The following is a 24,954-nucleotide window of genomic DNA, read 5'->3' on the forward strand; positions in this document are numbered from 1 at the left end:
AATTCTGTATTATTTTACCTGTGATTACATAAACATCTTGCGTTAGCAGAATTATATAAAATTATAGAAGAGGTGACGGTATTGGTTAAAAAGTATCCGTTTAGCACAAAAGCAGCAAAAGCAATAATCGCCGCAACAATCGCTTTTACACCAGTTGCAACAACAGCAGGTTTCTTTGGAGCAGACAAAGCGGAAGCAGCTTCTTGGCATTTTGACACAAAAGCTTCCTTAGCCAACTATGCCAATTTAATTTACAGTAGTTCAACTAACCAAGCCGATATCACTAAAGTGCAAGATTCTTTCCAAGCAATTGGAGATTCAGAATGGAGAACAATATTAGAGCCAATTCTTGAACCAGCAGTTGTTGGTAATCCTGCAAAAGAACAAGAATTAGCAAATGCAATTGATTTGCTTCAACTTCAATTTGGATTAACGTTAGGCCAAATTCAAGAAAGTGACATTACGACTGTCATTATGACAACAAAGGATAATTTCGGCTTTGGAGATACGCCTCAAGCTCAAGTCGATGAAGCCTATCTAAACTATCTTGAAAATGTAGAAGCTCAGCTAAGAAATTTAACATCAAATCCGACTAATCTTTCTTTTGACACTATTTTAATGGCGATGAAAAATGCCTCTGGTGATCAGCGGATTAAAAACAAGATCGCAGAAACATTTGTTTTAACGGAAGAAAAAGCACAGCAAGTAAAAACAAATCTTCAAACCTCGTTGACTACTGGTCAAGATGCTGTAACAACAACTGAAATTCAAAGAGCCTTAGCTGGAGCATATACTGGTTGGAATACGGCATACAATCAAGGTGGATCTAACAACGGCGGCGGTGGTGACCCAGGCACAGGTGGCGGCAGTGTTACTCCTGGTGATCCGGTTGTCGTTAATCCAGTTACAGCAGATGGTGCAACAGAAGTAACAGTAACAATTCCAGTAGATCTTCAAGGGAAAATTATATCAGCAGTGGAAGTAGATGCAGAGGAATTAGTCATCCAAGTACCAAACCGTGAAGACGGCAAACCAGTTGTACTTGATCTTCCTGCTTCGCTTGCAATCGCCCTCAAAGCGAAAGCACCAGCAGCAGACCTTGTAATTGATGCAGGTGATGTAAAATATGTGATTCCTCTTTCACAAATAGATATCAGTGCACTGGCAACAGGTCTTGGCGGCAACCTTTCAGGCATTTCACTGCGTATTAATATCGATGAGCTAACAAATACGGAAGCAGACAACCTGGAAGACTTGATCGAAGACAAAGCAGGCACATCAGCGGCTTCTTCTGAAACAAAAGCAGCAGCGATTGTAAATACGGTTGAAGTAAAAGCGCCAGCAGTAAAAGTAAAAGTAGAACTGGCTCAAAACGGAACAGTAGTGCGCGAGCTTAAATCGTTTGGTGATGTATATGTAAATCAAGAACTTACGATTGATGGCAGCGTAAATACAAACAATGCAACAGGTGTTGTTGTAGCAGCGGATGGATCACTTAGAGCTCTTCCAACAACATTCGAAACAGTAGATGAAGTAGATGATGAGCAAGTAGCAGTCGTTCGCACACTTGCGAATACAGACGGTGTGTATACTGTGATTGAATCAGCTGTTACATTCCCAGATGTAGACAATGGCAAAAACTGGGCTGAAGAGTACATTGAGTCCCTGGCATCCAAATTTATCATCGCTGGTACAACAGCAGGCACATACAAACCGGATCAAGACATGACTCGCTCGCAATTTGCTGTTCTATTAAGCCGTGCGCTTGGCTTGCCGGGCACAACTGCTTATGATGGCCGCTTTAAAGATGTAAAAGGCAACGAGTGGTTTAATACAAACGGTGAATTTATGGCTGCTGTAAAATACGGCATTATTGCCGGTAAACCGAACGGCACATTCGCGCCAAATGATAAAGTAACACGTGCCGAAGCTGCAGCGATGATTGGCCGTGCGCTCGAACTTGACTTTATCGATTTTGATGAGTCTCAGCTAGACAAAAAGAAAAAACTGTCTGACTTTAAAGATGCAAAAGAAATCGGTGCTTCTACTCGTGCAGAAGTATTGAAAGTGTACCAGGCAGGCATTATGTCCGGTGCAAGCAACAAAGAATTCAATCCGAACGATTACACAAAACGTGATCAAATGGCGCGTATTCTTGCTGAATTCCTAATCAAAGCGAACTTGATGGACGAAATTAAGTAAGTATGAAACAAAAAAGGCCGTCTCTTTTAGAGACGGCCTTTTTTTATTGGATACTCGGTTCTTTTTTTAATCCAAACAGCAAAATGGCCACAATATCCTTCGCCAGCTCAGAAGCTGTTTTTTCTCCTGTCCAAAGTTTCGTCGCCGTCAGCCTTTCGATCATGCCAATGAGGCCACTCGCGACGATACCCACATCTACATGGGGATGAAAATACTCAGCTACCCCTTTTTCCCGAAGATTGGTTTCGATCTTTGCGGCCATTTGGCTTTTAACCTCTGCTGCCGATGGGGCTAAGTAAAACCCGATCCGGACGAGACTGCGGTGGTCCATAAAGAATTGAAAAACCCTCGTCAGGCTTTCCTTGATTCGGTCTGGCAGCCTCGCACCGTCTAAGTCTTTATCAAGAAAGCTGCCCATTGTAAGGGAGGAAAGCTTTTTGCGGAACAAATCTTCCAGCTCCTCAAAGATGGCTTCCTTGCTTTTAAAATATAAATAAAAGGTAGGCTGTGTCACATTCGCTTTTTGAACGATCGTACTAATTTTTGTTTCATGATAGCCGTGTTCGGCAAATTCATCCGCAGCGATTCGCAATAGAAGGGCACGGCTTGCTTCCCCGTCAGAACCTTTTTTTCTTCCTCGTTGCGCCATCTTTTTCTCTCCTTAACCGCTTTCTTTTTTTCTCGTAGTATATACGTAACTATCATACAATAGGGAATCGTCCATTACAAATTGGTATTAAAAGTAAAATTAAGAGTGAAGAAAGAATACTATTAATAGATAGGATCAGCGCTTGTTTGACGTTATGGTGGGAAAATATTCCTTGTTCAAAAGGCTCCTTAAAACTTAATAATTTCTTTATAAAAAATTTACACGCTTTCTCAAAAAGTGATCATTTCGACAGAAAATGCGCTTTCAAGCAGGTCGACAGCGAGCATTGTAACAAAGATACCGGGCCGAAATCGAGTGAAAGGGTCTTTTGGCTCTTTTTTGTAAAAATTAGAATAGAATTGGTTTATTTATAGGTATTTACACACAGTAATTGATCTACTACGATGGTCATGCCCTTGAGGAGTAAACGGGGCTGGCGCGCTAGCCGGATTGGATGTTACACATGCAATTTGAACAAATCGCGCAGCAATATGACCCGATGATCCACCGCATCATGAACAAGCTGCATATTTACAAGAACAAAGAGGATTTTCATCAGGTAGGGATGATTGCCCTATGGGAAGCATACACACGGTTTGATGAAACGAAAGGCGACTTTGCGCCTTTTGCGTATTCAACGATTCAGGGACGCCTGAAAAATACGCTGACGAAAGACGCTGTGTTCAGTGACGGAACGGTCCTGACCGGTGAACCGGCTTTGTTTGAAGGAGTGGACCCGGAACCAACGCCCGAGACTGCCGCTCTTCTTCACTCGTGTGGAGACATACTTGAAGGACGGGCGAGGGACTGGTTTAACGACTCGGTTTTAGGAGGTTTGTCGAATCCTGACATCGCCAGAAAGTACGGCGTAACACCTGCGGCCGTACGAAAATGGCAGCAGACTGCCCAAACGAAACTGCACAATGAGTTTGGTCACCGCCGATGAGCTTGTACGCTCTGTATAAATGGTTTCACCGCCAGCTGCCCGAAGCTGATATGAAGCTCGATGTGAAAAGAAATGTACTGTATATAACGCGGGAAGAGGAACGAAAGCAAACGGTTCTCTACGTACGTGAACAACTGACGCTCAACGATTGGTACGAGCAGCAGGACCAGTTCAAGCTTGCTGGCGTGGAGCCGATCTGGATACTGGATGCATCGCGGTACGTTCGGTATGCAAAACTTCGTGAAGCAAGAGGCGCCCGCCTGCGCGGATCCGTGCCAAAAGCAATCTTTCAGGAAACCGGCGTTTGTTATTACTGGAACGGCTGGGAAAGGCGCTTTGTCATCGATACATCGTTTGAAAAACGCATCATCACGTTCCAGCGGAATAACCTTTCCTTATGGCATGAATATGATTTTCATATTCCCTTTCGGCAGGAGTGCGACATAGAAGAAGTGTTTATGAAAGGAGGAAGGATCACGTGTAAAAGGCTTGAAGCATTTTATGTAAAGAACTACTGGTGATTTTGTACCGAGAAGCGGCTGGCCTTGACCCAAAAAGAGTTTGCCGCTTCTTTTTTCAATCAGACTATCTATGGACATTTTTATCTTAAATTTGGAATTGCTGGTGGAAAATTTACGAAAATGACATTAAATTAAACAAACGGCTGTGATATAATGGCAAAGACATTATTTTATAACAGGAGGAAAAGCATGGAAGAAACCATCAGCCTGAAAGAGCTAGCCCAAACATTGAAAAAGAGGCTGAAATTGATCATTTTGATCACGATCGCAGCAGCATTGATCAGCGGCATCATCAGCTACTTTGTCCTTACTCCTATCTATCAGTCATCTACGCAAGTGCTTGTCAACCAGGCAAAAACTGAACAGCAATTGTATAACCCTAGTGAAGTGCAGACGAATCTTCAATTGATTAGTACATACAATGTCATTATGAAGTCGCCGGCCATTCTTGAAAAAGTCGCTCAAAATCTCGACTTAAATCTTACTCCGGAACAGCTATCCTCTAAAATTACTGTTGCAAGTGAACAAGATTCACAGGTGGTCAACGTTACCGTGCAGGATGAGAATCCGGGTCTTGCAGCGGACATTGCCAATGAAACCGCGCGTGTGTTCCAAGAAGATATCGTTAAGATCATGAATGTGGACAACGTCAGTATTCTGGCAGCAGCAGAAGTGGGAGAGAACCCATCGCCAGTAAAGCCGCAGCCGCTTCTCAATATCGTGATTGCGATGGTCGTTGGACTCATGGCTGGTATCGGTCTTGCTTTTCTGCTTGAATACCTCGATAACACGATTAAATCAGAACAAGATATTGAGAAAACACTTGGTCTTCCTGTACTGGGCGGTGTAACCACCATTTCTGCTAGCAATGGCCGTCCAACGAAAAAAACATCGGCTCCGAAAGCCGTAAGGAGTGAAACGATTGGCTCTTAAGCGCAACAAAGAAAAAATGGCTCCCGGTTCTGCAAAACGGAAGCTGATTACCAATACCGATCCAAAATCGCCAATCTCGGAGCAGTACCGGACGATTCGAACGAATATTCTGTTTTCTTCGGTCGATGAAACGCTCCGCTCGATTCTTGTCACTTCGACAAGCCCAGGAGAAGGAAAATCGACAACCGTTTCTAATCTCGCGGTCGTATTCGCCAACCAGGGAAAACGGGTTCTGCTCGTAGACGCGGATCTCCGTAAGCCGACGATGCATTACACATTTGGTCTTCAAAACAGCATCGGCCTGACAAATGTGCTGACCAAGCAGACTTCACTTGGACAAGCTACTGTACGAACACCGATTGAAAATTTATCGGCTCTTCCATCTGGGCCGATTCCACCTAATCCAGCTGAACTGCTTGGTTCACTTTCAATGAAGGAATTTATTGCCCAGGCGGAGAATGACTATGACTATGTGCTTTTTGACACGCCGCCTGTTCTCGCTGTAACCGATGCTCAGGTGCTGGCGAATCAGTGTGACGGCACCGTGCTGGTCATTAACAGTGGCAAAACGGAGATTGAAGCAGCTCAAAAAGCAAAAGAACTGCTGGAGGCAGCGCAGGCAAAACTCTTGGGAGCCGTGCTGAATAACCAAAAAATAGCGGATTCTTCGTATTACTACTACTACGGAAATGCGTAATTTTTCTAAAAAAGTGTAAAAACGGAAAAAAATATCATGCAATTCCAATTTTTTGTGCTATACTACGTTTATCAAATTGGTGAAAGGGGTATACGCCCATGATTGACATTCATTGCCATATACTGCCGGGCGTGGACGATGGCGCCCGCGACCTTGTACAAAGCTTAGAGATGGCTGAAGCCGCTCAAAAAGAAGGCATTACGACAATCGTGGCGACGCCCCATCACCAAAACGGCTCGTACAACAACGAAAAACAAGCAATCGAACAGGACGTTGACTTTTTAAACAAGCAGCTTGCGAGTGCGGGCATCGACGTCAAGATTGCGGCCGGGCAGGAAGTCCGTATGTACGGTGAACTGCTCGAAGACTATCATCAAAACAAACTACTGACTATAAACCACTCAACACATATGCTTGTTGAATTTCCATCAAGCTCCATTCCGGGCTTTGCGGAACAGCTGCTTTTTGACATGCAGTTAAACGGCATTACACCGATTATTGTGCATCCAGAACGCAATGCCGCCATTGCTGAAAATCCGGACCGCTTGTACAGGCTCATCCAGAACGGAGCGCTGTCGCAAGTAACTGCCGCTTCTGTAAACGGCTTATTCGGAAAAAAAGCAAAAGCCCTCTCCTTACAACTTATTGAGTCGAACCTGACACACTTTATCGCAACAGACGCCCACAACACGACATCAAGAGGCTTTTGCCTGGCCCAAGCCTACAACGAAATCCATCCGGACTACGCTGCGTATTTTCAAGAAAATGCGGAAGCGATTTTTTCCGGCAAATATATAGAGAAGGAGCCACCGCAGTACGTTGCAAGGCGGAAGAAATTTCTCGGCATTTTTTAATACTCACGAGTAACGGGAACCTGTGTTTTGATCCTGTGAATCTCTAAGGTCATGTCTCCCATACCTTTATCAGCGGAGGCACTCGGCCGCGCGGTGGTGTTCCGGGAAACGGAACGCTTAGACGCTTGTCGTCAAGCGCGTGGTGTGAGGGCGGGTTCGATGCCCACTCTTCATTTTTAAAAATAAGGGAAAAACAGCTAATGAAAGCGCATTCCAAAAAATGCTTTTTCATTAGCTGTTTTATATTTTAGACCATTCATTTAAAGAAAGAGGGGAAACTTGTTGGCTTATCCGCGGAGAATGTCCTTTTTAGTTGGACTTGATTCAGCCATCGTTTTATTTTCAATTTATATCGGCTATTTTATTTTACATCCATACATGAACATTTATAGTCCGAGTACACTTCTCATCAGCTCGCTGACATTGCTTGTGAGCCATCATCTGTTTGCGGCCATTTACCGGCTTTACCATAAAGCATGGGAATATGCGAGCGTGCGGGAGCTGATTGCCATCGTCAAAGCGGTTTCTTTTTCGATCGCTGCAACAGCGATTGTTCAAATGGTGGCCTTCCATGATATTTACTTCCGTGTTTTGATGGTGACATGGATGCTGCACGTTATTTTAATTGGCGGATCACGCTTTTCATGGAGATTATACCGCGATCGCTACATAAAAAGAGCACAAAACGATCGGAAGCGCACAATGATCGTCGGCGCTGGTGCAGGAGGCTCTACCGTTGTACGCCAGCTGTTATCGAACGACTCTGAGTTCAATCCGGTTATGTTTGTTGATGATGATTTGCACAAGCTCCGCTTACAAATTCACGGCGTGACTGTAATGGGCACAACACGGAATATTCCTTACTTAGTGGAAGAGCATGGGATTGACAATATTATTATTGCGATCCCCTCATTGAAGCGCCAGCAGATCAAGCACATATACGAACAATGCACTAAAACAGACGTGAAAGTGCAAATTATGCCGCTGATTGAAGACGTCATGACCGGCAAATTGTCAGTCAGCCAACTGCGTGACGTAGCGGTAGAAGACTTGCTTGGGCGTGAACCGATTGAACTCGACATTGAATCGATTGCCGAAACGGTAACAGGAAAGACTGTGCTTGTTACAGGCGCAGGCGGCTCGATCGGTTCAGAAATCTGCCGGCAGATCAGCATCTTTCAGCCAAAAAAACTCGTCCTCGTTGGGCATGGGGAAAACAGCATTTACCAAATTGATATGGAAATGCGTAACCGTCATAAAGATACAATTGAAATTGTACCCGTTATTGCTGACGTGCAAGACCGCGAGCGCATGTTTAACGTACTCGCTGAACATTGTCCACATGTTGTGTACCATGCGGCAGCGCACAAACATGTACCACTTATGGAGTATAACCCGAAAGAAGCGGTTAAAAATAATATTTTTGGTACCAAAAACACTGCCGAAGCATCAGCGGCGGCAGGTGTTAAACGGTTCGTGCTTGTGTCAACCGATAAAGCCGTTAACCCGACGAACGTGATGGGTGCCACCAAACGCGTTGCCGAAATGGTCATCCAGCAGCTCGACAGGGAATCTGATACCACGTTTACCGCCGTCCGGTTTGGAAACGTACTCGGCTCACGCGGCTCGGTCATTCCGCTGTTTAAAAAGCAGTTGGAACAAGGCGGCCCATTAACTGTCACACACGAAGACATGACTCGCTACTTTATGACAATTCCCGAGGCTTCCCGGCTTGTCATCCAGTCGAGCGCACTTGCACGCGGTGGTGAAATTTTCGTACTCGACATGGGCGAACCCGTTAAAATTATTGACCTTGCCCGCAACTTAATCAAGCTCTCAGGCTACACTGAAGAAGAAATTAGTATTCAATTTTCAGGACTGCGACCAGGAGAAAAAATGTACGAAGAATTACTTAATGAAAACGAAGTACATCCCGAGCAGATCTTTCCGAAGATTCATATTGGAAAAGCTGAGGTGGTCGAAGGAGAAATTCTCTGGAAGTTTGTCAACTGTTTACAGCAAAAAGAAAATGGTGAGCTACGGGATAACCTCATTGAAATTTCCAATACGAAAGAAAACCTAAGGTCCGTTATGGAAGAAGCGGCTATATAAATTAAGAAGAAAAACATTAGCATAAAGAGAACGATATAAAAAGCAATTGCGGTATTGGTAGAAATAATAAATCACGTTATTTACTGTCATAACTTTTATTTGCGTTGAATATTTACAAGCGATTGAAGTTTTGGATCTAAAAACAAAAAATACTATGTTTTAAATTTAGTTACAAGTCTTGTTTAGAGAAGTGTGTATACCCTAACATATGGTATTTATACAGCGTTGATTTTTTGAGACCTTGAGACCGTAATCATTGTATAAAGTTTCTCGTTTGACAATTTTTCAGTATTCGAAGTAATGTTCCGATAATAAAAAAACTTCTATAATTGGGTAAGATTTATTAATTCTGAATAGCGTAATACTAGACTAATAATTAATCAAAACTTAACTAGTTAAATAGTATTTGCTATCGAAATAGTGGGTTGAAAACTTATAATTAACTGAAAATTTCTGGTCTCATCAATATTTCAAATAAAGGGGAAGTAATATGATTTTCTTTCATGGCCATAAATTTATAAATAAAGACGGTAAACATTACACAAGTGGCTCTTTAAATAATAATGTTTTTCAAAGATATCTTGACTGGTTTGAGGATGTAACTGTATTTGCAAATGAACGATATGCAACAAAAGAAGATGAAAAATTTATTAATAAAAAGAATGAAGTCACTAATATAAAGTTCAATCTGGTGAATATGAGAAAGAGTATATTGAATTTCAGAAATGTGAATAAAAGAATAAAAGAGGAAGTTTATAATCATACTTATATTATTATAAGAATGCCAAGTTTATATGGAATAATAGCTATAAGATATGCTAGAAAATTCAAAAAAAAATATTTAGTTGAGATAGTTGGCTGTCCCTGGGATGCATTTTGGAACCATAGCTTAAAGGGGAAGATTATAGCGCCTTTTATGTGGTTAATGACAAAGTACTCAGTTAAGCATGCACCGTTCACTAATTATGTTACTAATGAGTTTTTACAAAAAAGGTATCCATGTAATGGACAAACGATCGGTTGTTCTGATGTGGAATTACCTTTTTTGGATCAAAACATATTAGAAAGAAGATTAGTTAAAATTAAAAACATAACTTCAAATCAACCTATTGTGATTGGAACTACTGCAGCAGTTGACGTCAGTTATAAAAACCAAGAGCATGTCATTAAAGCTGTATCAAAGCTTAATGATCAAGGTTTTAATTTTGAATATCATCTTGTTGGGGGAGGAGACACAAGTTATTTAACGTCAGTCGCCAAGAAATATAAAATTACTGATAAAGTTAAGTTTCTAGGTCCATTGCCTCACAGGGAGGTATTTGATTATTTAGATAATATCGACATATACATACAACCTAGTAAAACAGAAGGGTTACCACGCTCTTTAGTAGAAGCTATGAGTAGGGGGTGCCCTTGTATAGGTTCTAGTGCAGGTGGAATACCTGAGTTAATAAATAAGGAATTTACAATTAATAATAAATCGGTTGATCATTTATGTAATTTGCTCAAAAAAATGGATAAAGAAACTATGCTGAAAGAGGCGATATATAGCTTTGAGAAAGCAAAAGAATATGATAAAGAATTATTAGGAAAGAAAAGAAGTTCATTTTATAAAACATTCAAAAAAGGAGTAGCTAAAAAATGATTAAAGTGCTACACGTAGTTTCATCACTTGACGGTGGTGGAGTGGAAAGTATGTTGTACAATTATTACATGCATATGGATAGACAGAAAATAAAGTTCGACTTCATAGTTCATGGAGATAGTATTGGTATTTTGGAAAAGGAAGTTAACTCACTAGGATCAAAGATTTTTCATGTTGTCCCTAAAAAGATTTCTTTTATTAGAAACATATTAGAAATAAATAAAATTTTACGGAATGAAAAGTATGATATTGTACATTGTCATCAAAATTTTTCTAACTTCTCTACTCTATTTCTAGCAAAGAAAAATCAAGTGCCAATACGTATCTCTCATGCCCATGGTTATAAAGAAACACGTAGTTTTAAAGAGTTGATCAGAAATCATTTTTTGCGGTTAATAAATAAATTTTGGGCTAATTACTTCTTATCATGTGGTATTGATGCAGGTAAATGGCTTCACGGGAAAAAATGGTATCCAAGTGAGAAGAATGTAATTATAAACAATGCTATAGACACAAAAAAATTTTCTTACAATTTAAAAATTCGTGAGACCTATAGAAAAATACTGAATGTCCAAAATAAAACAGTACTGTTACATGTTGGACGTTTTTCGAATGAAAAAAACCATTTATTTATGATTGATATTATTGAGTACCTATCACAACAGAACAATGATAAGTATATATTACTTTTTGCGGGAGACGGTCCTATCAAAAATGCTGTTAAAAAGCATGTAGAGAAAAAAAATGTTGAAGATAAAGTTATATTTTTAGGAGTAAGAAATGATGTTATGGAGCTTATGAATGCAGCTGACGTTTTTTTGTTTCCTTCTAAACATGAAGGTTTTGGTATAGTAACAATAGAAGCTCAATCTACCGGATTAGGTGTCCTTGCTTCGGATAGAGTTACTAAAGAAACAGCAGTCACTAATTTGATTGAATTTCTCCCCATAGAAAACGCTGTTATCTGGGCTAATAAAGTATCGGAGACTAAAATTTTGTCACGTCGATCAAGAGAAGTTGATGTAGGGAAGAAGGGATATTCTATAAATGAACAAGCGATAAAATATAGTCAATGGTTGGAGCGAATAACTACCTAAGCGGATTTGGGATAGGAGAACATAGTGAATGACAATTTATATTATGAACCTGATAATGATAGGTCTATACTCTATTGGTTATAATACAATTAGGCCGAACTTCAAAAATAGTCATAAATTAAAAAAGTTTTTTGTATCACTTGCGACCATTCAATTAATACTGATTCTATCTTTTCGCCAAATTACAATAGGGGTAGATGTCGCTGGTTATATTAATAACTTTAAATATACCTTTTCAACGTATAACTTGGAACAAATTTTACATCATCATTGGGAAATAGGGTTTAAATTTCTTGTTAAGGTTATTAGTTTATTTACAAATAATGAACAGATTTTCTTGAGTGTTCTTGCAATTCTTAGCATAGTTCCTGTTGGTAGATTTATCTATAAAAATTCAAAAATGCCTTTTTTAAGTTTTGCTTTATATATTTCTTTTAATTATTATTCATTTGTTTTTTCAGGATTAAGACAGGCAATAGCTTATGCAATTATACTTAATAGTTATGATTTTATTAAAGATAAAAAACCAGTTAAATTCACTATATGTGTCCTATTGGCGTCATTATTTCATAAATCTGCTTTAGTATTTTTAGTTGCTTATTTTTTAGTTAAATTAAGATTGAATAAGGTAACGATTAGTATTATTTTGTTGATTAACACTTTTATTTTTATTTTTCGTGTTCGAATTTATGAAGTTGCAAGTAGATTGTTTTATGAAGCATATGAGGTAGCGGAGTCTTCATCTTTTACATGGATGTTATTATGTAGTTTTATAGTAATTTGCGGGTTATTAGTTTATAAAAAGGTAGTATCATTTTCACAAGATAATAACGCTTTATATATATTGCTTATTGTTGGATCATCCCTAATGATTTTTGCTTCTGTAGGAACGAATGTAATGAGGGTGGCTGACTATTACTATATGTTTGTAATTATATTCATCCCTGAAATAATAACTGCTCTAAGAGATAAATTTATGGTGATAATGTCTACATATATCTTAATTATTTTTACATTTATATTGTATTTTTGGTTTCTAACTATCGATGGATTTCAAATAACCCCCTATCAATTTTTTTGGGAAATGTAGATTTTTTATTTATGAATAGTGTCTATGTTTATAGAATTCCTTCTATTTGAGTAGAGACTATTTTAAAAGCATATTAGCGAATAATTTTTGGGTATATCGAAATTGATAATTTAAGGACAAATGTTATTATCTATTTGATTTTTATTAAAAATAAAATTTTAATAATTAACGCATGCTTTTAAAGAAATGATAAAGTCCTACAAACTATGTTGAAGATTCTAAGATTAAGTTAAAAAAGAGAACAAAATATATTTATGGAGGATAACAAAAAATATGGAGAAGTTATCATGATAAAAAAAGTGATGCGAAAAGTAAGAAAAATTTTAATTATTAATAATTTAAACAAAAAATTCAATTGTGATATTTCACTTAAATCAAATATAGATAATTTTTCAATATTTGAAGGTAGAAATAAAATATATTCTCGAACTACTATAATTCAGTCTGAAGTTGGATTCGCAACATATATTTCGCCATCTTGTGTTTTTTACAAAACAAAAATAGGAAAGTATTGTTCGATAGGACCAAATGTGAGTATTATTGCGGGTAATCATCCAACATCAAAGTATATTTCAACACATCCAGTATTCTATAGTGATAAAACCTTTGCAGGATTATCTTACAGACATGAAAATGAATTTAAAGAGTATAGTTATGCTGACGAAAAAGGAAAATATCTTTGTGAGATTGGAAATGATGTTTGGCTTGGTCAAAACGTAAAAATAATAAATGGTGTACGCATAGGGGATGGAGCCATAGTAGCCGCTGGAGCCTTAGTTTCTAAAGAAGTTCCCCCATATGCTATTGTTGGAGGAGTACCAGCAAAAATTATTAAATATAGATTTAATAATGAAGATATAGATTTTTTGCTTAACTTGCAGTGGTGGAATAAGGATCAAGAATGGTTGGAAAAAAATATTAATAATTTTGATGATGTTGAAAAACTGAAGAAAACCGAGGAATTAGAATGTATGCATTTAAAAGTTTAGTAGTCAATATTAAAAACGCTGATGTGAAAAGTATAATTTTATTTAAAAATGTTGTACTTTCATTTTTAATTAGAGGTGCAGCAATAATTGTTTCTTTATTTACGTTACCAGCTTATATGAATTTTTTTTCGGATCAAACTATTCTTGGAATCTGGTTTACAGCTATTTCAGTATTGTCATGGATATTAACTTTTGATTTGGGGATAGGTAACGGATTAAGAAATTATTTGGTAGAACCTTTCATGAAAAATGATACAGAAGAAATTAAAAAAAACATCTCCTCGGCTTATATTTTAGTAGGCTTATTAGTTATATTTTTATCTATAATTAGCATGATAATTATTCCTTTATTAAACTGGAATTTAGTTTTTAATATTCCGAAAGATAAAATAAGTCCGGATGTTTTACAATTCATGACTACCATGTTGATTTTAGGTATATTATTACAATTTTGGTTAAAGTTAATAACATCCATTTTTTACGCATTACAAAAAGCAGCGATGCCTAGTTTTCTCTTATTATGTTCTTCTTTTCTTATGCTTCTTTTCACTTTATATTCAAAAACAGACAATATTATCTACAATATAAAATCATTATCAATTGCTTATGCGCTTACTGCTAATATCCCATACTTGATTGCAACTTTATTTCTTTTTTCAACATTGCTAAAAAAATGTAAACCGAATATATATTACTTTAAAAAGTCCTATGCAAAAAGAATTATAAAATTAGGTGGCAACTTTTTTTATTTGCAAATATTAACTATGATCATGTTTAGTACAAATGAATTTTTTATCTCTTGGTTAGTAAATCCAAAAGAAGTTGTAACATACCAGATTTATAATAAATTATTTTCAATTTTAAGTACTTTTTTTAATTTAGCTTTAACACCGGTTTGGTCAGCGGTAACGGAAGCTCGTATAAAAAATGACTATTTATGGGTGAAACGCCTCTACCACAAATTAAATTTAATGTTGTTAATATTAGTACTTTTTGAAATCATTCTTATTATATTAATGCCTAATATCTTGAATTTTTGGTTAGGAAATAACGCTATAGAGGTTAACTCTTTATATTGTTTTTTATTTGCATTATATAATATTTTATTTATTAAAGTAGGGATCGATACAAATATAATTGCAGGTTTGGGGAAATTAAAAGTACAAACATACGCATTAACAATTACTACGCTTCTTAAAGTTGGGTTATCTATTTTATTAATTAATATAACTGGCTCATGGATAACACTTATTATTGCAAATAACATAGCTCTAATCCCTTATATTGTTATAGAGTTTTTTGATATTAGACACAGATTTAAACTATTTAATAAGGATGATATAAAATGATTTTTAGGTTAATCCGTAAAATAAATAAAAAAATACTAAATAAAATGTATTTATATGAAATTAAAAAAAAATACAAAACTAATAATTTGATTAATGTATATGGAAGAGTGCAGCTAGATAATCATAATATTGTATTTGGAAAAAATGTATCTTTATATTCTGGAGTACAAATATGGGGAGATGGAATAGTAACCATAGGAGACAATGTAGCAATAGGTAAAGACACAATTATTTTTGCTCATAAGCCAATGCATATTGGAAATAATACTTCTATCGCAGGGCAATGCTATATCATTGATAGTGATCATGGAATGAAACGTTCGTACTTAATTAGGGAACAAGAATTAGAATCTCAGCAAATTTATATTGGTGAAGATGTGTGGATAGGAGCAGGAAGCAAAGTTCTAAAAGGCTCTTATATAAGCGATGGATCAATTATAGGTGCTATGAGCTTAGTTAAAGGATTTACAGAACCTTATTCTGTCAATGTAGGAATTCCTATTAAGAAAATAAGTGAAAGAAGTTGACACTGTACGTTAGTAAAAAAGCATAAAAAAAATTCCAGAAGGGAGCAAGTATAATATTTTTAAATATTATACGTGATGATAAATGGATGTGAAAAGCATTTACTATATAGGGTTTTATAATGGAGAAAAATCTGTTAAAAGAAAAAAATATACCAGTAATCTTGCTGGATCTATGAAGATGGATTTTATTATTAAATCTCTTAAAAATATAGGATATTCTGTGAAAGTAATTTCAATAACAATTCCTCCTAAAGCCGGTTGGTATCCTGAGGAGAAAATAAAAGTAGATGAAAAGGAAAAATTTTACTATTTACCTGTTCTAAATATAAAGATTTTTAAAAGAAGGTTGTTTCCGGGAAAAATTTCTGTAATATTCCTTTTTATGTGGGGGCTAAGAAATTTAAAAAAGGAAGACACAGTCATTGTATATCATGCTTTACCACTTTATCCTATTATAAGTTTATTAAAAAAGATTATTAAGTTTAAACTGATAATTCAAGTGGAGGAAATCTATTCTCTAGCGAATAATAAAAAAATTAATGTTGGAAAATTGAAGAAAGAGGAAAAATCCATTTCTATAGCAGATAAGTATCTTTTTGTAAATGATATATTACCTGATAAATATGCATTAGGTAAACCATTTGCAGTTTCTTATGGGAATTATTCTATATTTGATGAGAAGAAAAACGTGCCAAAAAATCTTAAACAAATAGGGGTCGTGTATACAGGGATTATTAACGAAGAACGTGGTGCTTTTAAAGTGATTTCTGCTATGTCTCTGTTGCCTGATAATTACTCGTTACATATATTGGGGTTTGGCAAAGAATCAAATATAAAAAAGATGCATGATTTAATATCGAATGTAAATTCCACAGCTGGTATTGAAAAAGTGAAGTTTTATGGTACTAAAACGGGGGATGAATATACAAAATTTTTAAAAAAATTTCATATAGGTATAAGCTTAATGGATAACTCAAATGATATTTCGACATCAGCGTTTCCATCAAAAATTTTAGCATATTTAGGACATTCACTATTTGTAGTTTCAAGTAAGAATAAATGTATAACAGAAAGTAAAGTAAAAGATTTATTGTATTTCTGTAATGATGATTCAGGTAGTATAGCAAAAGCGATATTAAGTATAGACATTACCCAACCAAATTATGCTGCAAAGAGGTTAAGATTGCTAGAGAATAATTTTCAAAGGGATTTGGAAAGGTTAATTTTAAAAGAAGACATATTAGATAATGTATAACACATTAATTAATCTGTTTATTGTATTTTTAGTTTTAAAATTCAAATTAGATTTTTCCATAAAGGAGCTATAAATTACATGTTAAATAAGGCAAAGAACAATTCTATTGAAAGTATTTTGATAACGGGCGGGGCTGGATTTATTGGATCAAACATTGCACTTAAATTAGTTGATAAAGGATATAAAGTACGAATTCTAGATAATCTCTCGCCACAAATACATGGCAAGAATGCTTCTCTTCCAAAAGAATTATTAGGAAAAGTGGAGTTTATTAAGGGAGATGTACGAAATACTGAAGATTGGATGAAAGCACTTGGTGGACAGGATGCTATAATTCATTTAGCAGCAGAGACTGGAACAGGTCAATCTATGTATGAAATTCATCATTACTGTGAAGTTAATATTGGAAGTACCGCCAAACTTATGGATATATTGACAAATAAAGATCATTCTATAAAAAGAGTAATTGTCGCAGCGTCTAGAGCTATTTATGGTGAAGGGATGTACATATGCAAAAATCATGGTGTCGTCTATCCTATATCAAGAACTAATGAAAATATGTCAAAAGGAGAATATGAGGTAGAATGCCCAATTTGCTGTCAAGATGTTGAAATATGCCCTACTAAAGAAGATACTTTAATTCATCCAACTTCGATTTATGGAATCACTAAACAAGTCCAAGAACAGCTAGTGATGGTTACTTGTCAAGCTTTAGGAATTCCCGCAATATCTTACCGTTATCAAAACGTTTACGGGCCGGGACAGTCATTATCAAACCCCTACACAGGTATTCTTTCAATATTCTCAACAAGAATTAGAAATGGAAAAGAAATCAATATTTTTGAGGATGGAAAAGAATCCAGAGACTTTGTATACATTGATGATGTAGCCAATGCTACAATTGCGGGAATTGAAAGTGAGGAAGTTGCTTATGAATCATTCAATGTTGGAAGTGGCGTTATGACTTCTGTAAATGAAGTTGTAGAAGCTTTACAAGAGTCTTATGGGAAAAAAGTTAAAGTTGAAGTGACTGGTAACTACAGAATTGGAGACATTAGACATAATTTTGCCGATATTAGTAAAGCCAAGGAGTTATTGGGATACAAGCCAACTGTCGATTTCAGGACGGGCATTAAGAAGTTTGTAGAATGGACTTTAACACAAAATGAAATCGAAGATAATTATGAAGTTTCTTTAAGTGAAATGAAAGATAGAGGCATATTTAAATAAAAAATTTCCTTGAAAGTGGGTAAGTGTAAATTAATATTTTTTAATTATTTACATTTGCAAATTTGTGTATTGATAGGTGTTCTTTACAGAATAAGCGTCAATTTGGTTTGCGTATCATAAAGACAAGAGTTATTAAAAGTAAGCTCAGTAGAAAGCATTCAACTGAGCTATTTTTAATTGATATTTAAGTTTTTATAAAATTTGTATCACTATTTTAAAATTGAAATTAAAACAGGTTTTCAAATAAATCCACTATTCAAAAGATGGATCCGGACTATGTTATTGAGAAGCAGTTTGATATTAGTTGAATACATCACTAATAAATAAACTTTACTAAGTAAGTGATTGTAAAATATTTATATATTTTTAAATATAAGTATATTAAGATTGATATTCTTTTTTATAAAAGATAGATCTTTTTAATTTGAAAGTTTTTACTGAAGTCTTGTGTAAATGACTTAGACGTTAATATATAGATCTTTTGTCTGGGTAGTAACACATATTTTATAAGGAGGAGATTTGTATAATGAAAGGAATTATTTTAGCTGGAGGAAGTGGTACGAGGCTTTATCCAATTACACGGTCTATCTCTAAACAATTAATTCCTGTTTATGATAAACCGATGATTTATTATCCATTGTCAATTTTAATGCTAGCAGGAATTAAAGAAATACTTATTATATCAACACCAAATGATACTCCACTTTTTAAAAAGTTATTAGGAGATGGAGCTGAATTAGGAATAGAATTAAATTATGCTGTTCAACCTTCTCCAGATGGGTTAGCTCATGCTTTTATTATAGGTGAAGAATTTATAGGAAATGATAGTGTTGCGCTTATCTTAGGCGATAACATTTTTTATGGGCATGGTTTTACAAAGTTATTAGAAAGTGCAGCTTCTAGAGATAATGGTGCAACCGTATTTGGTTATAATGTTAAAGACCCAGAGCGTTTTGGTGTAGTTGAGTTCGACCAAATGGGCAGAGTTATTTCAATTGAGGAGAAGCCAAAAGAACCGAAATCAACATATGCTATAACTGGATTATACTTCTATGATAATCGAGTCGTAGAAATTGCTAAGCAAATAAAACCCTCAATACGTGGTGAACTTGAAATTACAGATGTGAATAAAGCTTATTTAGAAGAGGGATTTCTTAATGTTGAATTATTAGGTCGTGGATTTGCTTGGCTTGATACAGGGACTCATGAATCTTTACTTGAAGCATCCACATATATTGAAACTGTTGAAAAACGCCAGAGCTTAAAAGTTGCTTGCTTAGAAGAGATAGCTTACAGAAAAGGTTATATAAACAAAGAACAGTTGTTAAAATTAGCCGAGCCGCTGCAAAAGAATGAATATGGGCAATATCTAATCAGACTAGCTAATCAAAATAAACAAATACTAAAAAAAGAGGAGATTCTAGGGTGAAGGTCACAAAAACCAATTTAAATGGTGTACTTATTTTAGAGCCAACTATATTTGGAGATCATCGGGGCTGGTTTATGGAAACGTATAGTGATAAAAATTTTTTGAAGTATGGAATGGATTTGAGATTTGTTCAGGACAATCAATCATTTTCAGCGGAAAAAGGAACATTAAGAGGCTTGCATTATCAATTAAATCCAAAAGCTCAAACGAAACTCGTCCGCTGCACAAAGGGGGCAATTTTTGATGTAGCAGTAGATATTCGCAAAGGCAGTCCTTTATTTGGAAAGTGGTTCGGTATTGAACTAAGTGAAGAAAACAAAAAGCAATTATTGATTCCAAAAGGATTTGCGCATGCTTTTATGACTTTGGCAGATAATGTTGAAGTTCAATATAAGGTGGATGAGATTTATTCGCCTGAAAATGACCGGGGAATTATTTGGAATGATCCTGATATTGGAATTGAATGGCCGATTGATATTGGGCCTGTCCTTTCAGAAAAGGATGAGAAAGCTCCGTTATTAAGAGATACTGAAAACAATTTCATCTTTGGAGAATAAATTTATGAAAATTTTGGTTACAGGCTATTCTGGTCAGCTTGGGTATGATGTTGTTGAATATGGATTAAAAATAGGATTGAATATAAAAGGGATTAGTTCGCAGGATTTAGACATTACAAATGAAGAAGACGTTTACCGGTATATAAAGAGTGTGGGTCCAGACGTTATTATTCATTGCGCTGCTTATACAGCAGTCGACAAGGCAGAAGATGATAAAGAAAAATGCCACGATGTGAATGTTAAGGGGACAGCCTATTTAGCTCAAGCAGCGAAAAATATTCAAGCTAAGTTCATGTATATTAGTACAGATTATGTTTTTAATGGAGAGGGATTAAAGCCTTTGAAAGAAACAGACACTCCAAATCCGATTGGTTACTATGGCCAAACAAAATATGAAGGGGAAGAAATTGTCCAACAACTGTTAACTGAGTGGTTTATTGTTCGTATTTCTTGGGTGTTTGGTAAAAATAGAAATAACTTTGTGAAGACGATGTTACGATTGGCAGAAACAAGGAAAGAATTGAACATTGTTGGAGATCAGGTTGGTTCTCCGACATATACATTTGATCTAGCTCGGTTATTAATTGATATGATTCAAACTGATAGATACGGGGTGTACCATGCTTCCAATGAGGGGTTTTGCAGTTGGGCGGAATTTGCTAAAGAGATATTTGAAAAAATGGGCAAAGATGTAAAGGTGAATGCCATCTCAACGGAAGAATATCCAACTCGTGCAGTCCGTCCTAAAAATTCACGTATGTCGAAACAAAAGCTAATCGATAACGGGTTTAACCCTTTACCGGATTGGCAGGATGCTGTAAAAAGGTATGTAAATGAATTATCAGAAGGGGTGAAATAAATGACTTATAAAAAAGTGCTTGTAACAGGTGGAGCAGGGTTCATCGGCGGTAACTTTGTGCAATACATGGTCGATAAGTATCCAAATTATGATATTTACAATTTAGATTTATTAACATATGCAGGTGATTTGTCAAAGCATAGGGAAATAGAAACAAAACATAATTATTATTTTGCCAAAGGAGATATTGCAGATCGTGAAGGGATCAATCATCTTTTTGAAAAAAAGAAATTTGATTTCGTTGTCCATTTTGCTGCGGAAAGTCATGTAGACCGCTCGATTACTGACCCTAGCATATTTGTTCAAACAAATGTGATGGGAACACAAGTATTGTTAGATGCTGCACGCCAATTCGGCATTGAAAAGTTTGTTCATGTCTCCACTGATGAAGTATATGGAGAATTGGATTTTGATCCGACAACTTTTTTTACAGAAGATACACCGCTACAACCAAACAGTCCATATAGTGCAAGTAAAGCTTCTTCTGATTTATTAGTTCGTTCTTATCACGAAACATACAATCTTCCAGTCAATATAACTCGCTGCTCAAACAACTATGGACCGTATCATTTTCCTGAAAAGCTAATTCCATTAACGATTTCTAGAGTTTTAAATAATCAAAAAGTTCCAGTATATGGTGATGGGAAAAATATTCGTGACTGGCTGCATGTATGGGATCATTGTATTGCTATTGATTTAGTTATGCATGAAGGATTAAATGGGGAAGTATACAATGTGGGTGGGCATAACGAGCGGACAAATCTAGAGGTGGTAAAAACTATTATTAATACACTTGGAAAATCAGAAGAGTTAATAGAGTTTGTAACAGATCGTTTAGGTCACGATAAACGTTATGCAATTGATCCGACTAAGTTAGAACAATTAGGGTGGAAGCCAACCTACAACTTTGACACTGGGATTGCTCAAACCATTGAATGGTATATTGATAACCGAGAATGGTGGGGGGGAATTATTAATAAGCAACATTAAAAGTATTTTAAACAACAATATAATATTAAACAACTTTTAATATTATTGCTTAGGCTGCATTCTTTTTATTTCTATCATCAAACCTTTAAATATTGAGTAGTTTTAAAGTATAAACATTGTAGATCTTTCCTCAGAACTTGAAACTCTGGAATTTAAGAACTTAAGTTAATATAAAATGAAGGGGTATCTCTTTCAGTATAAAATATTTAAATATATTTTTTGTTCAATTATGAATGATGCCCTTAGACTATTAATAATCTGTTTCTTTAATCATTAAAATGCTTTATGTGTTTTAAACTTATAATTTAATATATGCATTTTAGAGTAATATGTTTATAAAGGATTTAATCATAACTATTAAATTAAGTATTGAGAGAAATTTAAAGGTACCTATAGTTTTTAGTTAGTTCAAAACTATTCAAATATACTTTTAGGTTTATCAGAGAAAATAGGCTTATAAGGATTAATATCTTCAATAGCATAGGCTTCCCTGCTAATAAGGCTTTTAAAAACGAATAGTATAAAATACTTAATTGTATAAATTAAAATTGAATCATAATTAAGGCAGGTAAATACTTTGAATAATTATATGATCGTGCCAACAAATACTGATCTAAATAGAGGAGATCAGGCACTTGTATGGGAATCAATTAAAATCATTAAAGAAATTGATTCTGAAGCAGACTTTCGCTTGATTAACACAGGTGAAACTGAAGAAGAGAAAACAAAGCAATCCTTTCAATCTAGAAAAATGGGGTATGAATTTGTTTCACCACTAATTAAACATCCGGGAAGAGGTGAGAAGGAAAAAAACAATCAGTATTATTCAAAGTATCAGTATGTATCTTGGGGTATACAGGCTATAGCTGATGCTGCTCCAAGATTGTTATTATTATCGAAAAATAAAATGCTAAATAGATTGGCTTTAAAGATACTTCCAAAAGATTTTTTGGAGACATACGTTATATTTAAAGAATCAAAAGCTGTTATTTTCAAAGGAGGTGGGTTTATTCATAGCTATGGATCTATTACCGATCCATACATTATGTTTTTTTTATTATATTATGCAATGTTAGCAAAAAAACATAATATAAGTGTAATTTTTATGCCCAATTCTTTTGGACCGTTCAAAAATAAGTGGGCTACAAAACTAGTTAAAAGAGTTTTAAGTAAAGTAGATGTAATTACAGTTAGAGAAAAAATTTCACAAACAGTGCTAAGTGACCTCCTAAGTGATAACATTCCATTTTACCCTGATTTGGGTTTTTTCATGGAACCTGACCATTCATTCGAAGTTGATAATTATTTGGAGAACAAAAATATACTTAAGTATAATAAAAAAGTAGGGATTACTGTAAGGCCATATAGATTTGATGGACATCCAAACCCCAAAAAAGCTTATCAGAATTATATTGATAGCTTTGTGACATTTATAAATTATTTAACGGAAAAAGGTTATTTTCCAATTCTTATTGCTCAAACGATGGGCCCCAGTTATAACGAGGATGATAATGAAGCAATTAATTTAATCGCTTCTCAAATTAATGATAAGGGTAGTTTTTCAATTATATCCGACCTAGCTCTCAATGCAAAAGAGATCAAGAAAATCTATGCTTCAATGGACTATGTAGTTGGTACAAGGTTTCATTCAGTAATATTTTCGTTATCTTCTGAAGTACCTTCCATAGCCGTTTCCTATGGCGGTAACAAAGGTAAAGGGATTATGAAAGAGTTAGGTTTAGATGACTATGAAATTTCTATTGAAAATTTAAGCTCGGATTTTCTGATTGAAAAATTTAAGTCAATGGAAATAAATAAAGATAAATATATTACTACACTCAGAATCAAAATGAATGAATACTTGAAGCTTAGAGAGCAACTAAAAAAAGAAATAAAAAGTTATATCCATAACTAAATTTTTAATGATCTAACTTTTAAGAAAATTTTTTATTTCCATATCTAACAAAGAAAAGGAGGGATATTGTGAAAGTTTTAGTCACAGGAGGAGCCGGCTTCATTGGAAGTCACACGGCTCTTTTGTTGTTGGAAGCTGGGTATGAAATTGTGATTGCAGACAATTTTTTAAACAGCAGTCCGGAAGTTTTAAAAAGAATAGAAATGCTAGCGAGTCGTCCGGTTTCGTTTGTAGAACTAGATTTGCGTGATGAGGAAGCACTAGATCGTCTTTTTTCTTATCATGAATTCGATTCGGTTATTCATTTTGCAGGATTAAAAGCAGTAGGAGAATCAGTAGAGAAGCCACTGTATTATTACGAAAACAATATTGGCAGCACGTTAACCCTCTGTAAAGTAATGGAAAAATTTAATGTGGTAAAGCTTGTATTCAGTTCATCGGCGACAGTATATGGTGTACCCGATGAGGTACCGATTGTCGAAAACATACCTCTTTATTCAACGAATCCATATGGCCGGACGAAGCTCATGATTGAAGAAATCTTAAAAGATATACACACAGCGAATCCAAATTGGCGCATTTCCCTTCTTCGTTATTTTAACCCGCTTGGTGCACATGAGAGTGGAGAAATTGGGGAAGATCCCAATGGCATTCCAAACAATTTGATGCCTTATATTACACAAGTAGCAATTGGTAAGCGTGACAAGCTACTTATATTTGGTGGTGATTATCCTACAATAGATGGGACAGGAGTGCGTGATTATATCCATGTCACTGATTTGGCTCATGGTCATATTAGGGCATTGAAAAAATTAAACGAATCAACGGGTATTGAAGCATACAATTTGGGTACAGGAAGGGGATACAGTGTTTTAGAAGTCATTAACACTTTCGAATCCGCGACAGGCATAAGTGTTCCATATGAGATTATAGACCGGCGGCCAGGTGACATAGCGGAATGTTATGCTGATACGACTAAAACAGAAATTGAGCTTGGATGGAAAGCAAAGAAAACATTAGAAGATATGTGTCGCGATTCGTGGAGATGGCAGAAGAAAAATCCAGAAGGGTTTCGGAAAAAATTTGTCAATGAGAAGGGAAAGTAATA

Annotated in this window: 22 protein-coding genes; 21 read left to right on the plus strand and 1 reads right to left on the minus strand. The window is 35.6% G+C overall.

Annotated features, from left to right (window positions below; genetic code table 11):
* Positions 1 to 81 precede the first annotated feature (81 nt).
* Entirely contained in the window at positions 82 to 2,202 is a 2,121-nt protein-coding gene (locus tag M3221_RS10710; protein ID WP_251271690.1) for an S-layer homology domain-containing protein, read from the plus strand.
* 43 nt (positions 2,203 to 2,245) lie between these two features.
* On the opposite strand, the gene M3221_RS10715 is transcribed toward M3221_RS10710, so the two are convergent.
* Entirely contained in the window at positions 2,246 to 2,851 is a 606-nt protein-coding gene (locus M3221_RS10715; RefSeq protein ID WP_251271692.1) for a TetR/AcrR family transcriptional regulator, read from the minus strand.
* 463 nt (positions 2,852 to 3,314) lie between these two features.
* Here M3221_RS10715 and M3221_RS10720 point away from each other — a divergent pair, with 463 nt between their 5' ends.
* From M3221_RS10720 to galE, 20 genes are all read left to right on the plus strand, one after another.
* Entirely contained in the window at positions 3,315 to 3,797 is a 483-nt protein-coding gene (locus M3221_RS10720) for a sigma-70 family RNA polymerase sigma factor (RefSeq protein WP_251271694.1), read from the plus strand.
* Positions 3,794 to 4,318, plus strand: coding sequence for a hypothetical protein (locus M3221_RS10725; RefSeq protein ID WP_251271696.1), 525 nt, complete (start codon positions 3,794 to 3,796; stop codon positions 4,316 to 4,318). The genes M3221_RS10720 and M3221_RS10725 overlap by 4 nt, the downstream gene beginning before the upstream one ends.
* Before the next feature lie 189 nt (positions 4,319 to 4,507).
* Positions 4,508 to 5,251 carry a YveK family protein gene (locus tag M3221_RS10730; RefSeq protein ID WP_251271699.1) on the plus strand — a complete coding sequence of 248 codons (744 nt, stop codon included), beginning with the start codon at positions 4,508 to 4,510 and terminating at the stop codon, positions 5,249 to 5,251.
* A 16-nt stretch (positions 5,252 to 5,267) separates the two neighbouring features.
* On the plus strand, positions 5,268 to 5,948 hold the full coding sequence (locus M3221_RS10735; protein WP_251271778.1) for a CpsD/CapB family tyrosine-protein kinase: 681 nt from the start codon (positions 5,268 to 5,270) through the stop codon (positions 5,946 to 5,948).
* Between the two features lie 98 nt (positions 5,949 to 6,046).
* Positions 6,047 to 6,802 carry a tyrosine-protein phosphatase gene (locus M3221_RS10740; protein WP_251271701.1) on the plus strand — a complete coding sequence of 252 codons (756 nt, stop codon included), beginning with the start codon at positions 6,047 to 6,049 and terminating at the stop codon, positions 6,800 to 6,802.
* 282 nt (positions 6,803 to 7,084) lie between these two features.
* Entirely contained in the window at positions 7,085 to 8,914 is a 1,830-nt protein-coding gene (locus tag M3221_RS10745; protein ID WP_251271703.1) for a polysaccharide biosynthesis protein, read from the plus strand.
* Positions 8,915 to 9,404: 490 nt separating this feature from the next.
* Entirely contained in the window at positions 9,405 to 10,559 is a 1,155-nt protein-coding gene (locus M3221_RS10750; RefSeq protein ID WP_251271706.1) for a glycosyltransferase family 4 protein, read from the plus strand.
* On the plus strand, positions 10,556 to 11,656 hold the full coding sequence (locus M3221_RS10755) for a glycosyltransferase family 1 protein (protein WP_251271708.1): 1,101 nt from the start codon (positions 10,556 to 10,558) through the stop codon (positions 11,654 to 11,656). Before M3221_RS10750 ends, M3221_RS10755 begins: the two co-directional genes overlap by 4 nt.
* Positions 11,657 to 11,684: 28 nt before the next feature.
* Positions 11,685 to 12,746, plus strand: a complete 1,062-nt coding sequence (locus M3221_RS10760; protein WP_251271710.1) for an EpsG family protein — start codon at positions 11,685 to 11,687, stop codon at positions 12,744 to 12,746.
* A gap of 287 nt (positions 12,747 to 13,033) precedes the next feature.
* Positions 13,034 to 13,735, plus strand: coding sequence for a CatB-related O-acetyltransferase (locus tag M3221_RS10765; protein WP_251271711.1), 702 nt, complete (start codon positions 13,034 to 13,036; stop codon positions 13,733 to 13,735).
* Entirely contained in the window at positions 13,714 to 15,084 is a 1,371-nt protein-coding gene (locus tag M3221_RS10770) for a lipopolysaccharide biosynthesis protein (RefSeq protein ID WP_251271713.1), read from the plus strand. The genes M3221_RS10765 and M3221_RS10770 overlap by 22 nt, the downstream gene beginning before the upstream one ends.
* Positions 15,081 to 15,611 (plus strand): acyltransferase, encoded by a 531-nt coding sequence (locus M3221_RS10775; protein ID WP_251271715.1) that lies wholly within the window; start codon positions 15,081 to 15,083, stop codon positions 15,609 to 15,611. Before M3221_RS10770 ends, M3221_RS10775 begins: the two co-directional genes overlap by 4 nt.
* A gap of 82 nt (positions 15,612 to 15,693) precedes the next feature.
* Positions 15,694 to 16,866: a glycosyltransferase family protein gene (locus M3221_RS10780; protein WP_251271717.1), complete on the plus strand. Its 1,173-nt coding sequence runs from the start codon at positions 15,694 to 15,696 to the stop codon at positions 16,864 to 16,866.
* Positions 16,867 to 16,944: 78 nt separating this feature from the next.
* Positions 16,945 to 18,096, plus strand: a complete 1,152-nt coding sequence (locus M3221_RS10785) for an NAD-dependent epimerase/dehydratase family protein (RefSeq protein ID WP_251271719.1) — start codon at positions 16,945 to 16,947, stop codon at positions 18,094 to 18,096.
* A gap of 526 nt (positions 18,097 to 18,622) precedes the next feature.
* Positions 18,623 to 19,525, plus strand: a complete 903-nt coding sequence (gene rfbA / locus M3221_RS10790; protein WP_251271722.1) for a glucose-1-phosphate thymidylyltransferase RfbA — start codon at positions 18,623 to 18,625, stop codon at positions 19,523 to 19,525.
* Positions 19,522 to 20,082 carry a dTDP-4-dehydrorhamnose 3,5-epimerase gene (gene rfbC / locus M3221_RS10795; RefSeq protein WP_251271724.1) on the plus strand — a complete coding sequence of 187 codons (561 nt, stop codon included), beginning with the start codon at positions 19,522 to 19,524 and terminating at the stop codon, positions 20,080 to 20,082. Before rfbA ends, rfbC begins: the two co-directional genes overlap by 4 nt.
* A 4-nt stretch (positions 20,083 to 20,086) precedes the next feature.
* On the plus strand, positions 20,087 to 20,941 hold the full coding sequence (rfbD, locus tag M3221_RS10800; RefSeq protein WP_251271726.1) for a dTDP-4-dehydrorhamnose reductase: 855 nt from the start codon (positions 20,087 to 20,089) through the stop codon (positions 20,939 to 20,941).
* Positions 20,942 to 21,931 (plus strand): dTDP-glucose 4,6-dehydratase, encoded by a 990-nt coding sequence (gene rfbB, locus M3221_RS10805; RefSeq protein ID WP_251271728.1) that lies wholly within the window; start codon positions 20,942 to 20,944, stop codon positions 21,929 to 21,931.
* Between the two features lie 577 nt (positions 21,932 to 22,508).
* Positions 22,509 to 23,846: a polysaccharide pyruvyl transferase family protein gene (locus M3221_RS10810; protein ID WP_251271730.1), complete on the plus strand. Its 1,338-nt coding sequence runs from the start codon at positions 22,509 to 22,511 to the stop codon at positions 23,844 to 23,846.
* Between the two features lie 68 nt (positions 23,847 to 23,914).
* Complete coding sequence (gene galE, locus M3221_RS10815; RefSeq protein WP_251271732.1) at positions 23,915 to 24,952, plus strand: UDP-glucose 4-epimerase GalE; 1,038 nt, start codon at positions 23,915 to 23,917, stop codon at positions 24,950 to 24,952.
* Positions 24,953 to 24,954 lie beyond the last annotated feature (2 nt).

The sequence above is a fragment of the Domibacillus indicus genome (genome assembly GCF_023715895.1).
GTDB classification, from domain to species: Bacteria; Bacillota; Bacilli; order Bacillales; family Domibacillaceae; genus Domibacillus; species Domibacillus indicus_A.

Coding starts and splice junctions, on each gene's coding strand:
- M3221_RS10715 (WP_251271692.1), bottom strand. CDS start 2,851: ATGGCGCAACGAGGAAGAAAAAAAGGTTCTGACGGGGAAGCAAGCCGT.
- M3221_RS10720 (WP_251271694.1), top strand. CDS start 3,315: ATGCAATTTGAACAAATCGCGCAGCAATATGACCCGATGATCCACCGC.
- M3221_RS10725 (WP_251271696.1), top strand. CDS start 3,794: ATGAGCTTGTACGCTCTGTATAAATGGTTTCACCGCCAGCTGCCCGAA.
- M3221_RS10730 (WP_251271699.1), top strand. CDS start 4,508: ATGGAAGAAACCATCAGCCTGAAAGAGCTAGCCCAAACATTGAAAAAG.
- M3221_RS10735 (WP_251271778.1), top strand. CDS start 5,268: ATGGCTCCCGGTTCTGCAAAACGGAAGCTGATTACCAATACCGATCCA.
- M3221_RS10740 (WP_251271701.1), top strand. CDS start 6,047: ATGATTGACATTCATTGCCATATACTGCCGGGCGTGGACGATGGCGCC.
- M3221_RS10750 (WP_251271706.1), top strand. CDS start 9,405: ATGATTTTCTTTCATGGCCATAAATTTATAAATAAAGACGGTAAACAT.
- M3221_RS10755 (WP_251271708.1), top strand. CDS start 10,556: ATGATTAAAGTGCTACACGTAGTTTCATCACTTGACGGTGGTGGAGTG.
- M3221_RS10760 (WP_251271710.1), top strand. CDS start 11,685: ATGACAATTTATATTATGAACCTGATAATGATAGGTCTATACTCTATT.
- M3221_RS10765 (WP_251271711.1), top strand. CDS start 13,034: ATGATAAAAAAAGTGATGCGAAAAGTAAGAAAAATTTTAATTATTAAT.
- M3221_RS10770 (WP_251271713.1), top strand. CDS start 13,714: ATGTATGCATTTAAAAGTTTAGTAGTCAATATTAAAAACGCTGATGTG.
- M3221_RS10775 (WP_251271715.1), top strand. CDS start 15,081: ATGATTTTTAGGTTAATCCGTAAAATAAATAAAAAAATACTAAATAAA.
- M3221_RS10780 (WP_251271717.1), top strand. CDS start 15,694: ATGGATGTGAAAAGCATTTACTATATAGGGTTTTATAATGGAGAAAAA.
- M3221_RS10785 (WP_251271719.1), top strand. CDS start 16,945: ATGTTAAATAAGGCAAAGAACAATTCTATTGAAAGTATTTTGATAACG.
- rfbA (WP_251271722.1), top strand. CDS start 18,623: ATGAAAGGAATTATTTTAGCTGGAGGAAGTGGTACGAGGCTTTATCCA.
- rfbD (WP_251271726.1), top strand. CDS start 20,087: ATGAAAATTTTGGTTACAGGCTATTCTGGTCAGCTTGGGTATGATGTT.
- rfbB (WP_251271728.1), top strand. CDS start 20,942: ATGACTTATAAAAAAGTGCTTGTAACAGGTGGAGCAGGGTTCATCGGC.